This is a genomic window from Clostridium sp., assembly GCF_036569345.1.
Lineage (GTDB): Bacteria > Bacillota > Clostridia > Clostridiales > Clostridiaceae > Clostridium_AD.
The window spans coordinates 38,833-61,092 of the sequence record NZ_DATCQT010000203.1; the positions used below are offsets into that span (position 1 = coordinate 38,833).

Annotated in this window: 17 protein-coding genes and 1 other annotated feature; of the genes, 7 read left to right on the top strand and 10 right to left on the bottom strand. The window is 31.1% G+C overall.

Translation table 11 applies throughout. The features are described 5' to 3' along the window. Positions 1-113: 113 nt before the first annotated feature. Complete coding sequence (locus VIM70_RS21545; protein WP_331947833.1) at positions 114-1,271, bottom strand: aminotransferase class I/II-fold pyridoxal phosphate-dependent enzyme; 1,158 nt, start codon at positions 1,269-1,271, stop codon at positions 114-116. Positions 1,272-1,456: 185 nt separating this feature from the next. Here VIM70_RS21545 and dapD point away from each other — a divergent pair, with 185 nt between their 5' ends. Continuing rightward, the gene (gene dapD, locus VIM70_RS21550; protein ID WP_331947834.1) at positions 1,457-2,167 is read left to right on the top strand and encodes a 2,3,4,5-tetrahydropyridine-2,6-dicarboxylate N-acetyltransferase; all 711 of its coding nucleotides are present in this window, start codon (positions 1,457-1,459) and stop codon (positions 2,165-2,167) included. A gap of 278 nt (positions 2,168-2,445) precedes the next feature. Here dapD and VIM70_RS21555 read toward each other — a convergent pair whose 3' ends face one another. Further along, positions 2,446-3,138, bottom strand: a complete 693-nt coding sequence (locus VIM70_RS21555) for a single-stranded DNA-binding protein (protein ID WP_331947866.1) — start codon at positions 3,136-3,138, stop codon at positions 2,446-2,448. A 183-nt stretch (positions 3,139-3,321) separates the two neighbouring features. Further along, the gene (gene pdaB / locus VIM70_RS21560; RefSeq protein ID WP_331947835.1) at positions 3,322-4,071 is read right to left on the bottom strand and encodes a polysaccharide deacetylase family sporulation protein PdaB; all 750 of its coding nucleotides are present in this window, start codon (positions 4,069-4,071) and stop codon (positions 3,322-3,324) included. A 294-nt stretch (positions 4,072-4,365) separates the two neighbouring features. Here pdaB and VIM70_RS21565 point away from each other — a divergent pair, with 294 nt between their 5' ends. After that, on the top strand, positions 4,366-4,893 hold the full coding sequence (locus VIM70_RS21565; protein ID WP_331947836.1) for a DUF4364 family protein: 528 nt from the start codon (positions 4,366-4,368) through the stop codon (positions 4,891-4,893). 124 nt (positions 4,894-5,017) lie between these two features. Here VIM70_RS21565 and VIM70_RS21570 read toward each other — a convergent pair whose 3' ends face one another. After that, complete coding sequence (locus tag VIM70_RS21570) at positions 5,018-5,899, bottom strand: YncE family protein (RefSeq protein WP_331947837.1); 882 nt, start codon at positions 5,897-5,899, stop codon at positions 5,018-5,020. A gap of 149 nt (positions 5,900-6,048) precedes the next feature. On the opposite strand from VIM70_RS21570, the gene VIM70_RS21575 reads away from it, so the two are divergent. Continuing rightward, the gene (locus VIM70_RS21575) at positions 6,049-6,297 is read left to right on the top strand and encodes a TIGR03905 family TSCPD domain-containing protein (protein WP_331947838.1); all 249 of its coding nucleotides are present in this window, start codon (positions 6,049-6,051) and stop codon (positions 6,295-6,297) included. A gap of 61 nt (positions 6,298-6,358) precedes the next feature. On the opposite strand, the gene VIM70_RS21580 is transcribed toward VIM70_RS21575, so the two are convergent. Next, positions 6,359-7,717 carry a folylpolyglutamate synthase/dihydrofolate synthase family protein gene (locus tag VIM70_RS21580; RefSeq protein WP_331947839.1) on the bottom strand — a complete coding sequence of 453 codons (1,359 nt, stop codon included), beginning with the start codon at positions 7,715-7,717 and terminating at the stop codon, positions 6,359-6,361. 100 nt (positions 7,718-7,817) lie between these two features. Then, positions 7,818-10,460, bottom strand: a complete 2,643-nt coding sequence (locus tag VIM70_RS21585) for a valine--tRNA ligase (protein WP_331947840.1) — start codon at positions 10,458-10,460, stop codon at positions 7,818-7,820. An 86-nt stretch (positions 10,461-10,546) separates the two neighbouring features. Next, positions 10,547-10,772: a binding site (T-box leader), on the bottom strand. A gap of 142 nt (positions 10,773-10,914) precedes the next feature. Here VIM70_RS21585 and VIM70_RS21590 point away from each other — a divergent pair. Continuing rightward, positions 10,915-11,937 carry an ABC transporter substrate-binding protein gene (locus VIM70_RS21590; protein WP_331947841.1) on the top strand — a complete coding sequence of 341 codons (1,023 nt, stop codon included), beginning with the start codon at positions 10,915-10,917 and terminating at the stop codon, positions 11,935-11,937. Between the two features lie 340 nt (positions 11,938-12,277). Here the strand turns inward: VIM70_RS21590 and VIM70_RS21595 are convergent, their stop codons facing one another. The 3 genes from VIM70_RS21595 to VIM70_RS21605 form a co-directional block, all read right to left on the bottom strand. Further along, on the bottom strand, positions 12,278-13,165 hold the full coding sequence (locus VIM70_RS21595; RefSeq protein ID WP_331947842.1) for a fructose bisphosphate aldolase: 888 nt from the start codon (positions 13,163-13,165) through the stop codon (positions 12,278-12,280). Between the two features lie 125 nt (positions 13,166-13,290). Beyond that, positions 13,291-13,659, bottom strand: coding sequence for a hypothetical protein (locus tag VIM70_RS21600; protein ID WP_331947843.1), 369 nt, complete (start codon positions 13,657-13,659; stop codon positions 13,291-13,293). A 604-nt stretch (positions 13,660-14,263) separates the two neighbouring features. After that, positions 14,264-18,544, bottom strand: a complete 4,281-nt coding sequence (locus tag VIM70_RS21605; RefSeq protein WP_331947867.1) for an acyl-CoA dehydratase activase-related protein — start codon at positions 18,542-18,544, stop codon at positions 14,264-14,266. Between the two features lie 472 nt (positions 18,545-19,016). Here VIM70_RS21605 and VIM70_RS21610 point away from each other — a divergent pair, with 472 nt between their 5' ends. From VIM70_RS21610 to VIM70_RS21620, 3 genes are all read left to right on the top strand, one after another. Continuing rightward, positions 19,017-19,760: an ABC transporter ATP-binding protein gene (locus VIM70_RS21610; protein WP_414648738.1), complete on the top strand. Its 744-nt coding sequence runs from the start codon at positions 19,017-19,019 to the stop codon at positions 19,758-19,760. Continuing rightward, the gene (locus VIM70_RS21615) at positions 19,744-20,544 is read left to right on the top strand and encodes an ABC transporter permease (protein WP_331947868.1); all 801 of its coding nucleotides are present in this window, start codon (positions 19,744-19,746) and stop codon (positions 20,542-20,544) included. The genes VIM70_RS21610 and VIM70_RS21615 overlap by 17 nt, the downstream gene beginning before the upstream one ends. Before the next feature lie 132 nt (positions 20,545-20,676). Continuing rightward, complete coding sequence (locus VIM70_RS21620; protein WP_331947845.1) at positions 20,677-21,033, top strand: tetratricopeptide repeat protein; 357 nt, start codon at positions 20,677-20,679, stop codon at positions 21,031-21,033. A gap of 59 nt (positions 21,034-21,092) precedes the next feature. On the opposite strand, the gene VIM70_RS21625 is transcribed toward VIM70_RS21620, so the two are convergent. Further along, the gene (locus VIM70_RS21625) at positions 21,093-22,259 is read right to left on the bottom strand and encodes a transglutaminase domain-containing protein (protein ID WP_331947846.1); all 1,167 of its coding nucleotides are present in this window, start codon (positions 22,257-22,259) and stop codon (positions 21,093-21,095) included. Position 22,260: the final 1 nt, after the last annotated feature.

The following is a 22,260-nucleotide window of genomic DNA, read 5'->3' on the forward strand; positions in this document are numbered from 1 at the left end:
AATATAAAGTTCTCATATAAATTAAAATGCACTTTATAAAGTGGCTAATTCAAAGCCTACCTTATAAAGTGCATTTTTAGGTTATTCTTTAAATCTCCTTCTGAAGTCGTTTATTACAGTGCCTCAGGTAATGATTTAATCCATTTTTCCATTCTGTCTAAACCCTCTTTTAACACTTTCAAACTATAAGAATAAGAAATCCTTATAAAACCCTCTCCTCCGGTTCCAAACGCCGAGCCAGGGACAACAGCAACCTTACCTTCATTTAACAACCTGGTGCAAAACTCTTCGCTACTCATAGAGAATTTTGTTATAGATGGGAATATATAAAAGGCCCCTTTAGGAAGTGTTGTATCCATTCCCATTTGCTTTAATCTCTTATATACATATTCTTTTCGCTTCTCAAACTCTACTTTCATAATATTTACATCATTCATGCTAAATCGCAATCCAGCATACGCACCCCATTGAGATATTGATGTCGCACAAGAAACATTATATTGATGCACTTTCATTATATTATCCGTAATATATTTGCTTGCACAAACATACCCTACTCTGAGTCCAGTCATTGAAAACATTTTAGAAAATCCACCCACCAAAATCACTCTATTTCTTAATTCATCAATTTGAGCTAAAGAATAGTAATCTCCATAACATAATGAGCTATACATCTCATCACTTATTATATAAATATCTTTTTCTTTTAAAATTTGAAAAAGCTTATCTCTTTCAACTTGTGATAATGTTGCTCCAGTTGGATTTGACGGATGTGACATCACTAAAATCTTGGGGTTTTCCTCATTAATAAGTTTACTTAAGGTCTCAAAATTAATAGTAAAATCACTATTAAGATTATAATTAACTACTTGTGCTCCAAAAAGCTTAACACAACTCTCATATGCTGGATAAGCAGGCGTTGGCACAAGAACTTTATCTCCATCATTTAAAAATGATGCAAATATACATAGCAGCGCCTCGCTTCCACCAACGGTAACAGTTATTTCATCCGTTAAATAGTTAATGCCCATGTCCCTTAAAAACTTAGAAATCTCATGTCGAAGTTCTGGAATGCCAGCGTTTACTGTGTATTCAGTTTTATTTTCATTAATAGCCTCAATCATGGCCTTTTTAATATCTTTAGGCACTGGGAAATCAGGTTGCCCTAGGGTCAGAGAAATTGCTCCTTGAACCTTTGAAACCTTATTAAAAAACTTTCTTATTCCAGAAATCTCTATATTGTTTACGTTTTTTGAAAATATATTATTCATAATATCATCCTTTTCAAGTGCTTTTATTTTTTAGCTTTTTCTTCTTTTTAAGCGTTTGAGTTTTTCAATCATTTGCATTATAAGTATTTTACTATATAATAGAATAAAAATCAGTATTTTATAAATTTTTTTAGAATAAAAATAATAATTTGGCTTAATACTTATAATACGAGAGGAGAATAATTATGAATTATGATTTAACAGACCCTTATGAAATTGCAAGGTACATAAAAGAAGCTAAAAAGGCTACTCCAATTAAACTCTATATTGATGGAGATTTATCACAATGTGAATTTGGATATATAGAAAATTTTGGTAGTGGAAATTTTTATATGCTTTTTGGTGAAAGTGAAGAGGTATCAGATTTTCTAATAAAATATAAAGACAAAATCAAAAAATTCAAACTTGAACAAGATAGACGAAACTCTGCTATTCCTTTGATAGATTTGAAAAATATTGATGCTAGAATTGAACCAGGTGCAATTATACGAGACAAGGTTACCATAGGTAAAAATGCTGTTATAATGATGGGAGCTGTAATTAACATAGGTGCTGAAATTGGTGAAGAAACTATGGTAGATATGAATGCCGTGGTTGGTGCACGTGGGAAACTTGGTAAAAGGGTTCATTTAGGCGCAGGAGCCGTAGTAGCTGGAGTTCTAGAACCACCAAGCAAAAGCCCTTGTGAAATCGGAGACAATGTATTAATTGGAGCAAACTCTGTAATACTCGAAGGAGTAAAAATCGGCAAAAACTCAATTGTTGCAGCTGGATCCGTAGTTGTAAATGATGTTCCCGAAAATGTTGTAGTTGCCGGAGCACCAGCAAAAATAATAAAAAATGTGGACGATAAAACTAAAGGAAAAACTCAATTACTTGATGATCTAAGAAAGTAATGGCAAAGAGCATATATTACTACAAATTCATCTTACTTCGCTAAGTAATTCTAAACTAATTTTATTAAAAGATACTAAACAGTACAAACTCGCTAACGCTCAAACATGTACTGTTCTTAACGTATCTTCCAATAAAATTAATTAAGAATTACTAAAGCTTGTTCGAATGTATTTACCGTAATATATGCTCTATTCTATGTCTAAAGCTTGCTCAAATTTAATTTTCCATAACTTATGATCTATTTCAACGGACTAAAGTTGAAACTTAAATATTTATACTATATAACATCTAAAACTTCGAAGCTCTGTTCTTCTTCAGCCATATTGTCTGATTCTACTGTGTTTTCCCCATCTTTGGTTACTCTTTCCATCTTTGATATAGAAACTTCATATGCCACTTTTTTTATAACTTCGTCATCTGATAATTTCTTTTGATATTCTCTGCTCTGAAGTCTTCCCCAAATTCTTATATTATCTCCTACTTCAAGACTTTTACAGAATCTAGAATTTCGCCCCCAGGCAATTGTAGGTATATAATCAGATTTATTATACAATCTATTAACTGCTAAAAGCATGTCTGCAATTTCTCTTCCAAAAGGAGTTGTCCTATATACTGGGCTTTTGCAGATAAATCCATCTAAAAATATTTGATTTGGATTTTTACTGCGTTCTTCGCAAATTTTAATATCCCTAGCAAACACTGTTAATATTAATCTATTAGATCCCTCAACAAATTTATTGTAAGATCTAAGTTGGCCTTCAACTATAAATTCGTTTCCTGTTTTGATATCCATACCTGCAATTAGTCTTTCAGAAATTGTTATAGTTAAAATGTCAGTTGTTTCGCTAAGTCTCCAAACCTCAAAATCAAATACATAAAACCCTTCCCCATACATTTCATGACTGAACTTCAATTCAGATACTACCTTTCCTTCTAAATAAATCTTGTTATTTAACATAACATTCTCCATCATAATCCCTCTTTCCCCCTTAGTTTTTTTAATAAACTTTCTTTAGAATATAAGTATTCATTTTTCCAATATAATATACCTAATATTTACATAATTTTATTAGTAAATATATTCCCAAAATTGTTACTAATTTATATTTCCATTATAATACAACTATATATTAAATTTCAATACATTTTACTTTTATTTTTGTATTTGTTTTCCTGTTGCATCTATATAATAATTATTTTTATATATAAGCTCTGATATTGTTACAAACTGATATCCTTGATTTTTATAATACTCTAAAATTTTAGGCAAATTTTCAGGAGTGAACTTGGCCTGATTGTGAAATAAAAGTATGGAGCCTGGCTTAGTGTTTTTTATTATTCTATTATACTCAATTTCCGCACCTTGTTCTTTCCAATCGATACTATCTACATCCCATTGAATACAATAATGATTTGTAGATTCTACTGTTTCAATAACTGCATTGTTATATTCTCCGGATGGACACCTAAAAAGTGTCGCTACCTTACCTGTTATAGACATTATTTTAGCATCTGTGGCAGCTATTTCTTCAATCATTTTTGCTTTAGATATTGTAGTCATTATTGGATGTTTATTAGTATGATTTCCTATTTCATAACCTTTCTGGCTTATGGTCTTTAGCATCTCCGGATATTGGTCTATCCATGCTCCCACAACAAAAAATGTTGCTTTAGCATTGTATTTATCCAATGTTTTTAATATATCTGCCGTTTTATCATCTCCCCAGCTTGCATCGAAGGAAATTGCAATCTTTTTGTCTTTAGTATCCACTGAGTAAATTGGTAATTTACGTTGTTCGTTTATAAATACACCTTTAGTTTTAAAGTTATAAACACCTATAATTGTTGAAATCCCAATAAAAATCACACAAAACACTATTACGTTCTTTTTTATGTAGCTCATGCCCTTCTTATATCCTCCTTATATTACTCTGCACTACGATAACAGTTAATAACTGTTACTGTCCTTTTGTACATTTATACTTTAAATTTATATTCTAAAAGTTAATATATATGTATAATTTAAATTATAAAATTCATTTCTTATTAAACTTTAGATGAATTATTATAAATTCTTAAAATTAAAAGCACCGATTTATCCGGTGCTTTTTATGTTATAATGTTTATAGTTAATTTTACATGAAACAAAACAGTTGATTATTGTTTTGGATTAGGCGTGCTACAAGGAGGAAATGATATGTTTGAGGATGCTTTAGACTTAGCTGAAAATAAGCTTCTTTTACTCTATATATTTTATAAAATAAAGTTACCAATTTCTAATATTCAAATAACACAAATTATTTTAGAGAATAATTTTATAAATTATTTTACTTTGCAACAATATATTACAGAATTAGTTACATCTAACCTACTTAAACATACTGAGCAAAAAGGTAAACAAAGATTAGTTATTTCGCAAAAGGGTGATAATGTTCTTGCCTTATTTAAAGGAAGAATTTCAGAAAGTAAAGTGCAACTTATTGATGATTATTTGAAAGCTCATCTTGAAAACATCAAAAAAGAGTTAACAGTTAGTGCCGATTATACAATAGAAAACAATAATAATTATTTAGTTAACCTAACTGCTTCTGAAGATAGTTTTACACTTATAGATATTAAACTAAGTGTAACATCAAACAAGCAAGCACGTAATCTATGCACCAAATGGAGGAAAAATCCTTCTGAACTTTATGCTAAAATCATCAATCTTTTAATAGATGATTAAACTTCTAACAGAAGTTATTAATCTTCTTATAGAAGCTATTAAACTTCTTACAGAAGCTATTAATCTTCTTTTAGAAACTATTAAGTTTTCTATAAAAAATTAATCTTCTTATAGAAAATAGGTTTTATAGAAATGTCATTCCTGTAGGCTCTCCGCCAATAGAAATGGCTTTTTTATCTTCAGTTATTTTATCAATTCTAAAAAGTAGATTGTTATAGTTATCACCTACATACAAATATTTTTCGTCTTCTATTATACCTCTCGGCATACCTCCGACCTCGATTTTCTTTATCTCTTTATAATTATTTATATCTAATATACTTACCGTACCATCTCCAAAATTTGATACATAACAATACCTTCCATTATAAAACATATCAACAGGTGAATTGCCAACAGATATCTTGTTTAATACGAGGTAGTTTTTTAATGAAATTATACTTATACATCCTTTATTATCCATACCTATATTGCTTTCGCAGACTAAAATATAATTACCATCTGGGGTAATTACCGCTTTAGTAGGATATGCCCCCACCCTAATGTTTTTTATATTTCCATTTTTAGCAGAATCTATTATTGTTATGCTATCACTATTCATATTTGCTACTATAATAAGATTTTTTCTTTTGCAAATATAAATACTATGTGGTGAATTACCGCAGGGAATGACTTCTATAATATTCTTTTTCTCTAAATCAAAAACTATCATATCATCAGAATCTCCACAAATAACATAAGCTTTATCATCATAAACTGATAAATCATTACAATGCATACCTACAAAATAACTTTCTGTTTTATTATTATTAACATCAACCACAGAGATGCTATTGTCATAACTATTAGCTGTTAACAGCTTATTTTTATAAACATATATACCATGAGGACCAATTCTTTTGAGATTTTTTTTATCCAAATGTATTTTTTTTTCTTCTACAAATAAATCCAAGTTAACTTTTGATATGCAATCTGCTGACGTACTACATACATATAACTTTCTCAAATTCCTCACCTCCTCATAACCATAATATGAAAATATCAATATTATGCTCACAATGTTTTACGAAAATTAATTTCTTGAAATATAACTACTTAATAGTATATAATAATTATTGTATTTATTAAAATTACAAAAGAGGGGAGGAGTAATTTATGTATAGTTATGAGCCAACAGGCGTTTGTTCAAGAAAAATAAATTTTGAAATTGTAGACAATAAAATAACTGAAGTTGTTTTTATAGGAGGATGCCCAGGAAATGCATTAGGACTTTCAACGTTACTTATAGGAATGGAAGTTAACGATGCTATAAAAAAACTTAAGGGTATTAACTGTGGTGATAAAAGTACCTCTTGCCCTGATCAATTAGCAATAGCACTTGAAAAATTAGTCGTAAATGCTTAAATAAATAATAAAATGGATGCATGGGTGCATCCATTTTGCGTTTTCTCCTGCGTAACTACAACTAAGAGCTTGAAACGTGAACATTACGTATTATTTTCCTCATATCTCCAACCATATATAAAGATCCAGACACTAATAATAAGTCACCGTCTTCACAATAACTCAAAGCTTTTTTATAAGCCAACTCATAATCTTCAATTGCCTCACATCTCGTAGTATATTTTTCTACTTGAATTTTTAATTTTTCTGCTAATTCTGCCCTATCGCTGTGGGGAGTAACAGTAATAACTCTGCAAACTTTGGGAACTATAGTTTTAATCATTGCATCCACTTGTTTATCTGCGAGAATTCCTAAAATCAATATTATTTTATTGTAGGTAAAATACATGTCGATACTCTGAGTAAGTTTTTGTATGCCATCTATGTTGTGCGCTCCATCTATAACAACTAAAGGCTGTTTATTCATTACCTCCAGCCTTGCTGGCCACTTTACCTTTTTAAGGCCTGCAAGGATGTCTTCTTTATTAATTTTAAGACCTTGAACTACAAGCTCCTCTATAGCATGAACCGCTACAGAACAATTTAGTAATTGATGTATTCCTAAAAGTGCCAAGTCAATAATATAATCATTATTTTGGGTTTGAATTTTCACTTTTTGAGATATACCATTATTACTAGCATTCACTGTAGTTTCCATTGCAGTCATTACAATGTTCTTTAAATTTCCCTTTCCTAAATATATAGCTGAATCCTTTGGTACTTTAATTAATTTGCATTTTTTATCGAAACATATTTTTTCTATTACTTCCTGACTTTCATTTTCCTGTGGATACATAATTATAGGGATTCCTCCCTTAATAATACCTGCTTTTTCATAAGCAATCTTACCTAAAGTATCCCCGAGTATTAGGGTATGATCAAGGCTAATAGATGTTATAATACTTAAAATAGGTGTAATTACATTTGTTGAATCAAGTCTTCCTCCAATCCCCACTTCTACTACAACAAAATCTACATTATTGTTATAAAAATATAAAAATCCCACACAGGTAATGATTTCAAATTCCGTTGGATTACTATATCCAAGTTCTACTACTTTCTCTACTGCTTTAGAAACTTCCGTTACAATGTTACTTAAATCCCCTTTAGAAATATTCTTATTATCTATTTGTATCCTTTCTTCAAACTCTTCAATAAATGGAGATATATATGAACCTACCTTATATCCAGCTTCCACCAAAATCGTAGTCACCATAGCGGTAGTTGAACCTTTTCCATTAGTTCCTGCAATATGTATACATTTTAATTTTTTATGTGGATTTCCTAAAAATTCTAATATTTTTTCAGTTCTCTCAAGTCCTAGTTTACTACCAAACTTGGCTGTGTCTTTTATATAAGCTTTAGCATCATCATAATTCATGCTTATCCTTCCTTTCAAATAACCGTCCCCTTAATTAAAAAGTCTCCTATGTTTCATTTAAACATAGGAGGTTTTTTAATTTATGTCTATTGTCACATGCTTATTTCAAATTTTCTATACTTTGAATTACTGAGCTATACATTTCTTTATATTTTTCACCTTTAGCTTTTTCTTCTTCCACTACTTCTATTGGAGCTTTAGCTGTGAATTTTTCATTACTAAGCTTTTTCTCAACCCGTTCTATTTCTTTTTTTAATTTATCTTTTTCTTTATTCAATCTATCGAGTTCTACCTCTAAATCTACAAGTTCAAGTAATGGCATATAAACCTCGGCGCCAATAGTTACTACTGTAACTACATTTTCTGGTGCTTCACCTTTGGATGCTAAAAATTTCACTTCACTAGCTGATGCAAGTTTTTGGAAATAAACCATACCTTCCTCAAATGCTTCTTTTGCTTTTGTTGCATATATAAATACTTTAGCTTTTCTTGAAGGTGCTACATTCATATCTGCTCTAGCATTTCTAACATCTTTTATCGCTTCTATAATATAATTCATATTTTCTTCAGCTTTTTCATCATTAAGTGTTTTGTCATACTCTGGCCACTTAGAAATAGTTATAGATTCATATTCATTATCTAAGTGAGTATAAATTTCTTCTGTTATAAATGGCATAACAGGATGAAGTAGTTTAAGTCCAGTTTTCAATACTTTGTTTAATACGTTTAGTGCTATCCCCTTAGCCTCTCCATCTTCTGCATATAATACTGGTTTAACAAGTTCAATATACCAATCACAAAATTCTGTCCACATAAAGTCATGAGTCTTTTGAAGTGCTATACCTATTTCATATTTTTCAATATTTTCTGTGACTTCTTTTGTTACAGTGTTCATTCTTGATAATATCCACTTGTCGGCGGCAGTATAGTTTTTACTTTCTTTATATTTAGCCATTAATTCTTCATTATAATTCATCATAACAAACCTAGAAGCATTCCATATTTTATTGGCAAAATTTCTAGCTGCTTCAACTCTTGACTCATAGAATCTTATATCACTACCTGGAGAATTTCCTGTTGCTAATGAAAATCTTAGCGCATCTGCGCCATATTGGTCTATTACATCTAGTGGATCAATGCCATTTCCCAGAGACTTAGACATTTTTCTTCCTTGCTCATCTCTAACCATTCCATGAATTACTACTGTTTCAAATGGAACTTCCCCTAAATTATAAATCCCTGAAAAAATCATTCTTGCAACCCAGAAGAATATAATATCATATCCAGTAACCAAAACACTTGTTGGATAGAACTGCTTTAAATCCTCTGTATTACTAGGCCAACCAAGTGTTGAGAAAGGCCATAAGGCTGAACTAAACCAAGTATCAAGCACATCTTTATCTTGAGTTAGATTTGTACTATTACATTTACTGCAGTTTGTTGGTGCATTAGCTGCTACTATCATTTCTCCACAGTCTTTGCAATACCATACTGGAATTCTATGTCCCCACCATAACTGCCTTGATATACACCAATCTTGAATGTTTTCCATCCAATTGAAGTATGTTTTATCAAATCTCTCAGGAACAAATTTTGTCTTATTTTCCCGTACAGCCTCTATAGCTGGTTTCGCAAGAGATTCCATTTTAACATACCATTGTTTTGATAACATTGGTTCTACAGTTGTTTTACATCTATCGTGAGTACCTACATTGTGAGCATGGTCCTTTATTTTAACAAGTAGTCCTGCAATACCCAAATCTTCTACTATGACCTTTCTTGCGTCATATCTGTCTAGTCCTGAATATTTTCCATAACCTTCATATATAGCTGCATTTTCATTTAAAACTACTATCTCAGGAAGATTATGCCTTTTTCCTATTTGATAATCATTAGGATCATGTGCTGGGGTAATTTTAACTGCGCCTGTTCCAAACTCAATATCAACATAATCATCTGCAATTATTGGTATTTCCCTATTTACTAAAGGCAGCATTATTTTTTTACCTATTAAATGTGTATAACGTGGATCTTTAGGATTTACTGCAACCGCAGTATCTCCAAGCATAGTTTCCGGCCTTGTGGTAGCTATTTCTAAAAATTCATTACTACCTATTATTGGATATTTTATATGCCAGAAGTGACCTGCTTGTTCTTCAAACTCTATTTCAGCATCTGATATCGCAGTATTGCATTTTGGGCACCAGTTTGTTATCCTATTGCCTTGATATATAAGTCCATCATTATATAATTTAACGAAAACTTCTCTTACTGCATGATTTAAGTTTTCATCCATAGTAAAACTTTCCCTAGTAAAATCAACAGAACATCCCATTTTTCTTATTTGTCCTCTTATTTTTTCTCTATATTCATTAGTCCAATCCCAAACTTTTTCAAGGAAAGCTTCTCGTCCCATTTCTTTTTTCTTAAGACCTTGCTTTAAAAGTTCATTCTCAACCTTTACTTCTGTGGCAATACTTGCATGATCTTCACCAGGAAGCCATAATGTGTTATACCCTTGCATTCTTTTAGTTCTTATTAGAATGTCTTGAAGTGTATTATCAAGAGCATGACCTAAGTGTAATTTCCCTGTAATATTTGGTGGTGGCATCACTATTGTAAATGGTTTTTTATCTTTATCTACGGTTGGAGTAAAAAAACCCTTTTCTTCCCACCATGCGTATAGCCTTTCTTCAAACTCTTTGGGATTATAATTCTTATCAATATTATTATTTTCTTCCATAAATTAAGCCCTCCTAAATAACAATTAGTATATTAATTTCTTTAGTATATGAATTTTAAAAACAATAAAAAAAGAGCCTTCGTCTATAAAAGGACGAAAAGCTCGCGGTACCACCTTTTTTCCTGCAAATTTGCAGGCTCTTTAAAATTTAACGATTAAGAAAACCGTCTTTACCACCTATTCATAATTTATAAATTGGGTAAAGAAGCTCCGAAGCTACCTTCAAGGTTTTTCATATAGAAGATCTTACAGCCTTTGAATCTTCCTCTCTTAATATTAATTTCCTCTACTCCTCTTCATCTAAGCTTTTAAAAAATTTATGAAGTTTTCATTATTTTTAATTATACCTCTTAATTAACATATGTCAAGATATTTCATTTTTAAATTTAAAATGTCACAAATACACATTCTTTCATATTATAGAATTATAACAACCTATAACATGGAGGTATTAATGAAAATTAAAAAAATCTCTATTTTTTCTCTACTCCTCTCTCTCGCTCTAATAATCACCTTATTTTCCGGATGCAAAAAAGCAACTACAAATACTCTAGTAACAGTAAAACTAAATGAAGTAGTTCGCTCTATATTCTATGCTCCTATGTATGCAGCTATATCACAAGGCTATTTTAAGGAGGAAGGCATTAATATTGACCTTTCAACTGGTCAAGGCGCTGACAAAACTATGCAACAAGTCCTAAGCAAAGCTGCAGATATAGGTTTTGCTGGACCAGAACAAGTTATTTACATCTACAATCAAAAGCGCGAAGACTATCCTATACTTTTTGCACAATTAACACAAAAGGACGGTGCTTTCTTAGTGTCTAGGAAAGCTGAACCAAATTTCAAATGGGAATCCTTAAAGGGCAAAACTATAATAGGTGGAAGACCTGGTGGCGTACCTGAAATGGCTCTTGAGTATGTTTTAAAAAGCCATGGTCTTACACCTGGCGTTGATGTGAACATTATTACGAACTTAGCTCTCACAGCTACATCTGGTGCTTTCAAGGCTGGCACAGGGGATTATGTTACTCTTTTTGAGCCTAGTGCTAGTTTGTTACAAAAAAATAATTCTGGATATAATGTAGCATCAATCGGAGCATCTGCCGGAACCATACCTTATACATGCTTTTTCGCTACGAAATCCTATATAGAAAAAAATCCACAAATAATACAAAAGTTCACTAATGCAATATATAAAGGTCAAAAATGGGTAAATAGTCATTCAGATGCGGAGGTAATTGCTTCAATTAAATCTTATTTCCCAGGTACAGATGAAGCAGTTCTTATTGAATCTATTAAAAACTATAGATCAATAAATGCTTTCTCAACAACCCCAGTATTGACATCAGATAACTTAACCAAACTTATGGACATAATACAATCTTCTAAGGCAACCTTAATACCAACAAGACCTGCTTTCAATACAATTGTTAATACTACCTTTGGTGAAAACGCAGTAAAAACTATAAAATAAAAACCATCAATTTCTCCTGCGTGCATTGCCACCGAACTTAAAACTAGAAATCCCATTAAGAAATTCTAATCTTTTGCTTATATAAAATGCCCTACCTCTGGGTAGTTCCCTGGGGAAGATAACAATTATTAATTGTTATGCCTCCTGTGAGGCTTACGGGAATTTTATATTCACAAAAGAAGAATTTCTAAATGGGATTTCAATAGTTTTGACGTTTCTTGTTGCAAGTCACTCCTGAGCAAAATTTGTTATCATATTATTATTACTATCAAAAACAAATCAGGAATATTTACATGTTTCCCTATCTCTAAGCGAGTAACTTTCAGAATAAATATCTACTTTATTTTATGGATGCTTCATAAATTGTCCGAATTGAATGGGATAGCATCAAATTGAATTCTTTGTCTGTTTGTTGTGCTGTCAATCCTTGTGATAACGCACGCGAAAAACTAGCAATCAGTCCGTTATTATGTGAAAGTTTTTCATTTGCTTCACTTTGAGTGTACCCTCCTGATAAAGCCACAACCCGTAATATATGCGGATTATCCAATAAATCATGATAGAGGTTATCTTCTGTTGGTATTGAAAGTTTAAGCATCAATTTGACGTCTTTGTCAAGGGTAGATAATTGATTGAAAATTTCAGTTTTTAATATTTTTTCTGATTTTTCCTTATCAACACTATGGATATCAACCTCCGGCTCGATAATTGGAACCAACCCAGCTTCAGTTATTTTCTTGCCAATACTGAACTGTTGCTCAACTAGTTTTCGAATTCCTTCAGGATTAGCTTCTTTAATGACTGAACGCATTTTTGTACCAAAAATGTTTTTTTCAATCGCCCGTTTTAAGAGTTCTTTCAAATTGGGAATCGGCTTCATGAGTTGAACCCCGTTTTCAAGTTCTGCTAGCCCTTTATCGATCTTTAAAAAAGGCACAATACTTTTATTCTCCCAAAGAAAATCAGCGGTAAATTGATCACCAACTTTACGATCCATAGTGTTTTCAAATAAAATAGAACCCAAAATGTGCTCTGAATTGAATGCAGGGTCCGTGATAATACGTATTCTCATCTCGTGAACTAAATTGAACATCTCTTCGTCATTTGAATAACGATCTTTCGAAATACCATACTGAAAAAGTGCCTTAGGAGTACTTCCCCCACTTTGGTCTAAAGCAGCGATAAACCCTTTCCCAGCATGGATTTGATCCATTTGTTCCTGATTCATATAATTATCCCCTTTCATTTTTATTACTAAGTAACATCTTAATTTAATTATAGCACTTCTTACGTACAGATTTACAGCTAGATTCGCATCAATAGTCAATTTGGAACCCTGTATTTTTCACTACACTATTCCATGCTATTCCATATTGGACATATAAAATAATATAACATTAATGATAATATTAATATAACTACCATATACATAATTGCACCTAATATAAAACTAGAGGAAGTTATAAAACCTACTACTATTGAAATCAAGCAAGCAGATATATACAAGTACCACCCTAATTTTCTCCTGATAAATATTAGTATAAAACCTATAAGTTGAATTAAAGCTAAAATTATTGTTCTTAATGCATATGAATTCATTAATCCTCCTGGCTGTCTTGAAAAAGAATATAAATTATATAGTATACTTAAACTATATAATACTATTAATACCAATAAAATTACTGTTAACCACATTCCCCTTTCTTTGTTTTCCTTAACCATTATTTATCCTCCTCCATAATATTTGATCACATATTGTTAAACAATAAAATACTACTTCAAAATAATATATTTACTTAATTATGTTTTAAGTAATGTATATTCATATAAAGATATTATTATTGATGTTTTTTAATGTACCCTAATAATACTTATGTTATATTTGTAAATTTCAAACTATATTATAATGATTTTTTAATTATTATTTAGGCTATGCTAGACAATATTGAGGATAAAGACATATAAAAATAGACTTATCTATTTAAGACAAGTCTATTTTTATGGTATTATTAAACGACATAATCCTAAAGAAAGCTAAAATAATATAATGATAATCTGAATGTTAATATCTTTTCTTATATTATGCTAACAAAAGTATATATTGCGTAAAATGCATTTGAACTCACCTTAGTGATTCTTAATTTATTTTAATTACAGATGCGTGAATAAAAATACATGTTTGAGCGTTAGCGAGTTTGTATTTTTTAGCAACTGTAATTAAAATAAATTTTAGAATTACTTGGTGACGTGAAAGCATTATAGCAATATATACTTGACCTTATAGCATAATTTGAGAAAAATTCGTAATTAACACTTCATTAAATTTTTAATCTACATTTTTATCACTGGCTGCCTCATCATATGCAATTTTAACTTGTTCTACGCCCTTAAGATTTTTAAAAGCAATAGACATCATTAGTTTTATTCTATTAATTTGATTTACCTCACTAGCACCTGGGTCGTAATCTATTGCTGTTATATTAGCGCCTGGGTATCTTCTCTTTAATTCTTTAATCATTCCTTTTCCTGTTACATGATTTGGCAAACAAGCAAAAGGCTGCATACATACTATATTTCTTGTTCCGTTTTCAATGAGTTCAACCATTTCAGCAGTCAAAAACCACCCTTCACCTGCTTGATTTCCTAGTGATACAATAGGTTTTGCTCCCACTGCTAGTTCCTGTATGGTTATTGGCGGAATAAATCTAATACTTTTTTCAAGAACTGATTTCATATGTTTTCTAAAACCTTCTATATATTGAATTGCCATATTATTTATTATTTGATCAGTATGACTTTTCCCTAAATATTTATATTTAAAGTCAGCATCGAAAGCACAGTATAGAAAAAAGTCAGTTAAATCTGGCATAACTACTTCTCCACCTTCACTCTCAATAACATCTATAATATTATTGTTAGCTGTAGGATGGAACTTTACTAAAATTTCTCCCACTAGTCCTATCTGAGGTTTCAATATATTATTAATTTCTAACTTATCAAAATCAGCTACAATAGAGGAAACATTATTTTTAAATTCGCTACTTTTACCATTCACTACAGCTTCTTTGCATACTTTTACCCATTTCTCATAAAGTAAATTAGCGGAACCCGGTATTACCTCATAAGGTCTAACCTTGTAGAGCACCCTCATAAGCAAATCTCCATATACTAAAGCCATTATTGACTTTTTAACCATTGGATATGTGAATCTAAAGCCTGGATTTTTTTCAAGACCAGCCGCATTTAATGATACCACTGGAATTTTTGGGAATCCTGCATCTTTAAGTCCTTTCCTAAGGAATCCAATGTAATTGGTAGCCCTACACCCTCCACAAGTTTGAGAAATTATAACAGAGGTATTATTTATATCATATTTACCTGATTTTAAAGCTTCAATTATTTGTCCTACTACAATTATTGTAGGATAACAAGCGTCATTATTTACATATTTTAAGCCTTCATCTACAGCTTTAGTATCTACTGAAGGCAATACCTGTAGATTATACCCTGATGCTTTAAAGGCTTCCTGCACAAATTGAAAATGTATAGGAGACATTTGCGGACATAAAATCGTATGCTTTTTTCTCATTTCCTTTGTAAATAGAATTCTACTCTCACTCTCTTTTGCTTTTTTAGGTACTATTCCATTTTTATCTCTCTCATTAAGTGCGGCTTTTAATGATCTAATCCTAATTCTTGCAGCTCCCAAGTTATTTCCTTCATCAATTTTTAGAGTTGTATATAGTTTACCATTATTCTCTAAAATCTCTGCAACTTGGTCTGATGTAACTGCATCAAGTCCACAGCCAAAAGAATTTAACTGAATAAGCTCAATATTTGGCTGGGTTGCTACAAAACTAGCTGCTGCGTATAACCTAGAATGATATACCCACTGATCCACTGCTTTTAAAGGTCTTTCAATAATACCTAAATGAGCTACAGAATCCTCTGTGAGTACCGGCATATCAAAATCAGTAATTACACTTGGAATCCCATGATTGATCTCTGGGTCTATATGATATGGTCTTCCCGCTAAAACAATGCCCTTCTTTCCAGTTTTTCTAATATATTCAACTACTTCTTCACCTTTATTTTGAATATCCAATTTTACTTTGTCAGTTTCTATCCAAGCAATATCTGCTGCCATAGAAATCTCTTTTTTACTAATTCCAAAGTCTGCGAGCTCATCAGTCAATCTCGTTATTAATTTTTTCTTATTATCTAGAGAAATAAAAGGATTTAAGAACTTAATATCTCTTTCATTTAAAATGTCCATATTATTCTTTATAACCTCAGGATACGAGGTTACTATAGGGCAATTAAAATGATTATCCGCATCCTTTAGTTCTTTTTTTTCAAATGGAATACAAGGATAAAATATAAAATCAATTCCCTTATTTATAAGACTCATTATATGTCCATGTGCTATTTTAGCGGGATAACAAGCAGATTCCGAAGGGATAGTTTCTATTCCCATTTCATATACCTTTTTAGTAGATCTTTGGGATAATTCAACCCTAAACCCTAAATTCGTAAAGAAGGTAAACCAAAATGGATAATTTTCATATATATTAAGTACCCTTGGGATACCTACTACGCCCCTAGAGGCTTTCTCTTTCCTTAATGGAATATAATCAAATATTCTTTTATATTTATAATCATATACATTAGGTATTTTTTCTTTTTTATTACTTTTTCCTAGTGCTTTTTCGCAACGATTACCAGATATAAATTCACGTTCATTATCAAATTTATTAATTGTAAGAACACATTGGTTCTCGCATTGCTTGCATCTACCCATTGAAGTTTCTACAACAAAGCTATCCAATTGATCTACTGATAACAAGGTGGAAATCTTGCCGAGAACATATCGATCCTTTGCAATAAGTGCAGCTCCATAGGCACCCATTAAACCTGCAATATCCGGTCTTACAGCCTCTCTTCCCGAAACAATTTCAAAAGCCCTAAGTACTGCATTATTGTAAAAGGTTCCTCCTTGAACTATTATCTTTTTACCCATATCTTTTGGATCTCTTATCTTAATAACTTTAAATAATGCATTTTTTATTACTGAATAAGAAAGTCCCGCTGATATATCCCCCACAGAGGCCCCTTCCTTTTGAGCCTGCTTAACTCTTGAATTCATAAACACAGTGCATCTAGAGCCTAAATCCACGGGACTCTTTGCCTTTAATGCTACATCTGCAAAATCCGCAACTTCCATATTTAATGATTGAGCAAAAGTTTCTATAAAAGAGCCACACCCAGAGGAACAAGCTTCATTTAGCATTATACTATCTATTACACCATTTTTTATTTTTAGGCATTTCATATCTTGTCCACCAATATCCAATATAAAATCTACATCAGGAACAAAAAATTTCGCTGCCACGTAATGAGCTATTGTTTCAATTTCACCAATATCTACTTGTAACGCAGCCATTATCAATCTCTCACCATAACCTGTTACTGCTGAATTTACAATAGTTACTTCTTTAGGCAAAATACTATATATATCTTTCAAAATTTTTCTAACTAAAGTTAATGGGTTACCTTCATTACTCCCATAGTAAGAGTATAAAAGTATACCTTTCTCGTCTATAAGGGTAGCTTTAGTAGTTGTAGAACCAGCGTCTATTCCCAAAAAGCAATTTCCTACATAGGAAGCAAGTTCTCGCCTTGGCACCTTATATTCACTCTGCCTTTTGTTAAAAACCTGAAGTTCAGCATCATCTAAAAATAAAGGTCTAAATCTTCGAACATCATGACTAGACACCTCTTTTAACTTTGGAAGCATAGCATTTAATTTTTCAAATGAAATAACATTCTCTTCCTTTGATAACATAGCGGCACCAATTGCTACAAACAACTGAGAATCGTTTGGGAAAATAACTTGGTCTTCTGTGAGCTTTAAAGTTTCTATAAATCTTGTTCTAAGTTCAGATAAGAAATATAATGGTCCACCTAAGAATGCAACATTTCCTCTAATTGGTCTACCACAAGCTAGTCCACTAATAGTCTGATTAACTACTGATTGAAACACTGAAACAGCAATATCTTCTTTTGCAGCACCTTCATTTAATAGTGGTTGAATATCGGTTTTAGCAAATACACCACATCTAGCTGCAATGGGATAAATGGTTTTATAGTTTTTTGCAAGTTCATTAAGGCCTGTTGCATCTGTTTGAAGAAGTGATGCCATCTGATCAATAAAAGCCCCAGTACCGCCAGCGCAAGTACCATTCATTCTTTGATCTATACCACCATCAAAATATATAATTTTAGCATCTTCTCCACCAAGTTCTATAGCCACATTAGTTCTCGGGATGATATTTTCAATGGCATAAGTACTGGCTACTACTTCTTGAATAAAAGAAATATTAAGCCATTTAGATAAGGCTAGTCCACCAGACCCAGTTACCACTATAGTAATATAGCAATCGGGAAAATTGATATAAGCCTCATATAAAAGCTCAGCTATTGTACTTTTTATATCAGAAAAATGTCTCTGATATTTACTATATATTGTTTTTTCCAACTCATTTAGCACTACTATCTTAACAGTAGTAGATCCTACATCTAATCCAACATGTAATATTCTTTTCATCATAATTTTCTCTTTCCTCGCAAGTTTTGATTTTGTTATAATCTTGAAACCTAAAATTAAGTTATATATTTTTATGTAGGTAGATTTAAAATGTCATTTTATAAGTTATTTAATCTTCTAATAAATAGCCTTATTATTTATATATATATCTTTATTCTTAGAAAACCAAATTTATTCTCTACACTATAAATCTTCTATAATATTTTTCACATTAATTACATTTTATCAATATTCCACTAATATAACTCCAAAATTCATATTAAGTTAACAAATATTTATACAATATTATAACTCAAAGAATATAGAATTTTCAACATATTTCTTATTTATTATTCTACCACATTTTAAAAAAATTGTTAAATTATAAAAGTGGCACCCTCGTCGTTAACAATACATTATCTAACCTCATATACTAAACTATAACTATCGAAGGGATGATAAAGTGATTAAAGTAGAAATCAGTAATATAAGCATGAATTACCACTCTTTAACAGCAGAGACTCCTGCTCTTGCAGATATCTCATTTGGCGTACAAGAAGGTCACTTTTTAAGTATCGTAGGTCCTTCTGGATGTGGAAAGTCTACACTCTTAAATATAATAGCAGGCCTAATTACTCCGTCATATGGGAAAATAGTAATTAATAGAAGTGCTGATAGTTCAAACTTTTTAAAAATTGGATATATGTTTCAAAAGGACCAATTGTTTGACTGGTTAACTATTTGGGACAATGTACTTCTAGGGCTTAAAATCAACCATTGTATTACGGATAAAAACAAGGAAATGGTAAAAAATCTTTTAATAAGTTATAATCTTTGGGACTTTAGGGATCATCATCCTAGAGAGTTATCCGGAGGAATGCGTCAAAGAGTTGCTCTAATTCGCACCTTAGCGTTAAGCCCTGAGGTACTTCTCTTAGATGAACCTTTCTCAGCCCTGGACTATCAAACTAGATTAAACATTAGTGATGAGGTTTATGAAATCATAAAGAAGGAAAAAAAGACTACAATAATGGTAACACATGATATATCTGAGGCCATTGCTATGTCAGACGAAATTATTATTCTATCTAATCGGCCTGCAGTAATTGTTAAACACATGACCCTTGAATTCGGGGAAGATTTCTCTTGTCCTCTAAAACGTAGAGAAGCTCCAGATTTCAGGGTTTACTTCAATAAAATTTGGAAGGAGTTGAATGGTAATGCTAATTCAAAGTGATGAACAGAAAGTTTATATAAAAAATGTAAAAAAGAGGAAATGCATCATTATTTTCACAAGAATAATAATATTAATTGTTTTCTTTAGTTTTTGGGAAATAGCTGGCAGACTTAAATGGATTGATTCATTTTTAACAAGTACGCCATCAAAAATGTTCAGTTCATTTATACAAATATATAATGAAGGAACCTTGCTCACTCATATCTCAGTAACATGTTTTGAAACAATAACAGGTTTTTTACTGGGAACCATCTTAGGTGCCCTCATTGCAGTACTATTGTGGTGGTCCGATTTTATTTCAAAAGTTCTTGATCCATACTTAATAGTACTCAATGCTTTGCCTAAAGTAGCTCTTGCACCCATTATTATATTTTGGGTAGGTAATGGAATAACAGCAATAATTGTAATTGCTCTTTTAATATCCATAGTTGTAACTATAATAAGCATACTAAGTGGTTTTAGAGAAGTAGACCTAGATAAAATCAAACTTTTAAAAACCTTTGGAGCTTCTAAACTTCAAATACTAACTAATTTAATCATTCCTGCATCTATTCCAACTCTTATTTCGGCACTTAAGATTAACGTAGGCCTCTCTTGGGTAGGTGTAATTATGGGTGAGTTTTTGGTTGCAAAAGAAGGTTTAGGATTTCTAATAATCTATGGTGGACAAATCTCACAATTAGACATGGTAATGATGAGTATAGTAATACTTTCTATCTTAGCTTACCTTATGTATGAAATGGTCGCTCTTTTTGAAAGAAAAGTGGTGGGTAAAAACAACTAATATTTTGTATTAATTGAATATTATTTGAAATCCTTGGACAGTATTTATATTAAATATATTATGTTTTATAGTACTATCTATATTTAGTATAACTAATTTATAATTCTTTAAAGGATTATAAGGAGGAGAATAATGGAATACTTTCAAAAGGCTAACGATATATACAACACTAAGGATTATAATAGAGCAATAGCTCTATATAAAAAAGCTGCTGAAATGAAAGATAATGAGGCTGGTGCGCTTTACAATACAGCAGTATGTTTTATTCACTTAAAAAAATATGATAAGGCAATACCCTTATTTCATTCAGCTATTGACCTACGGCGTGAAAGTAAATATTTTTTCAACTTAGCTTATTGCTATGCTATGTGTTTTAACAAACCAAAAGCATTATATTACTTCAATACCGCATGGGCTTTAAATAATGAAGATGAAGATTGTGAAAAAGCCATTAATTTATTATTAAAAAGTTATAAAGCAGCCACCTAATTTTATGGATAACTACCTAATTTCAGAAATAACTACCTAATTTCAGGTAGTTTGTTTTTTTACCATTGTCCAGCTATACTTGCATCTTTATGGTCGATATCAAATCTTTTACTGTCAAAATAGTCTCCCCCAATTAAAAATGTAGGATCTACATTGATCCAAGTATTTTCTCCTTCTATATATACTTGATTCCATGCATGGCTAACCCAATTATTTCCATTGAATCCTTGACCAGTAATAATTTTTACTTTTATATTATTAGCTCTGCACATTGCAACGTAGAGACAAGCGTAATCAAAACATATACCACTTCTCGTATTGAAAGTTGGTATGGCACCTGATTTTACTCCTAGATCATTATTTAATATTCTATTTGCTTTTACGTCACTATAAGCTATTTTACTTCCTACCCAATTATAAATAGTCCTTGCTTTGTCTCTTGTTCCATTTTCACCTTGCACCAAGTTAATTGCATACTTATTAATTTCATCATTAGATTGAACTCCTTGGGCAAGCGTAATACCATTATAATAAACGGTGCCTTTTTGCTTATTTTGTACATTAGGTTCTGAACTTGCAGCTTCTTTTACTACAATTTTAAATGAGTTATTAACAACCTTGGGAAGCTGCTTTGCAAGCTTTGAATTAGTTAATGGAATAACTACTTCCTTTGATATATAATTGTATACTTGTGATTTTTCCAAATAGCTATTATATTTATCTGTTACATTAAGAAGAGATAGAAAATTCAATATAAAAGTAATAACAATCACATAACATATGGCTTTTGGCACTTGTGATATAGCACCTACAATTCTATTAAACATACTACTCTTCCGTTTTAAGTTATGTTCTATAACATCAAACAAAGGATACAATGTAATACGACTAATAAAAACAATTACAAAATTTATGATACTATAAATTATTAATATTACTAGTGGCATTATCAATACGTAAATCATTAATGGCTTACTATTAATAAAATCTATAGCATTTCTCGGAATACTATTATATATACTTTTATACATACCTACATCATGTTGCAAAAAAACTCTTTTCGTGAAATAAATACCTAAACATAAAGAAATCAAAAAAGAAATACTTTGAAAAACACCCTCTAATGTTCCTTTTAAATGTTGAGACGAAAATTTATAAATAAACCCTTTAATTATTGGGTAAATAAATAATAATAATAAAATTAAACTTACGGGTTCCCTTAACAAT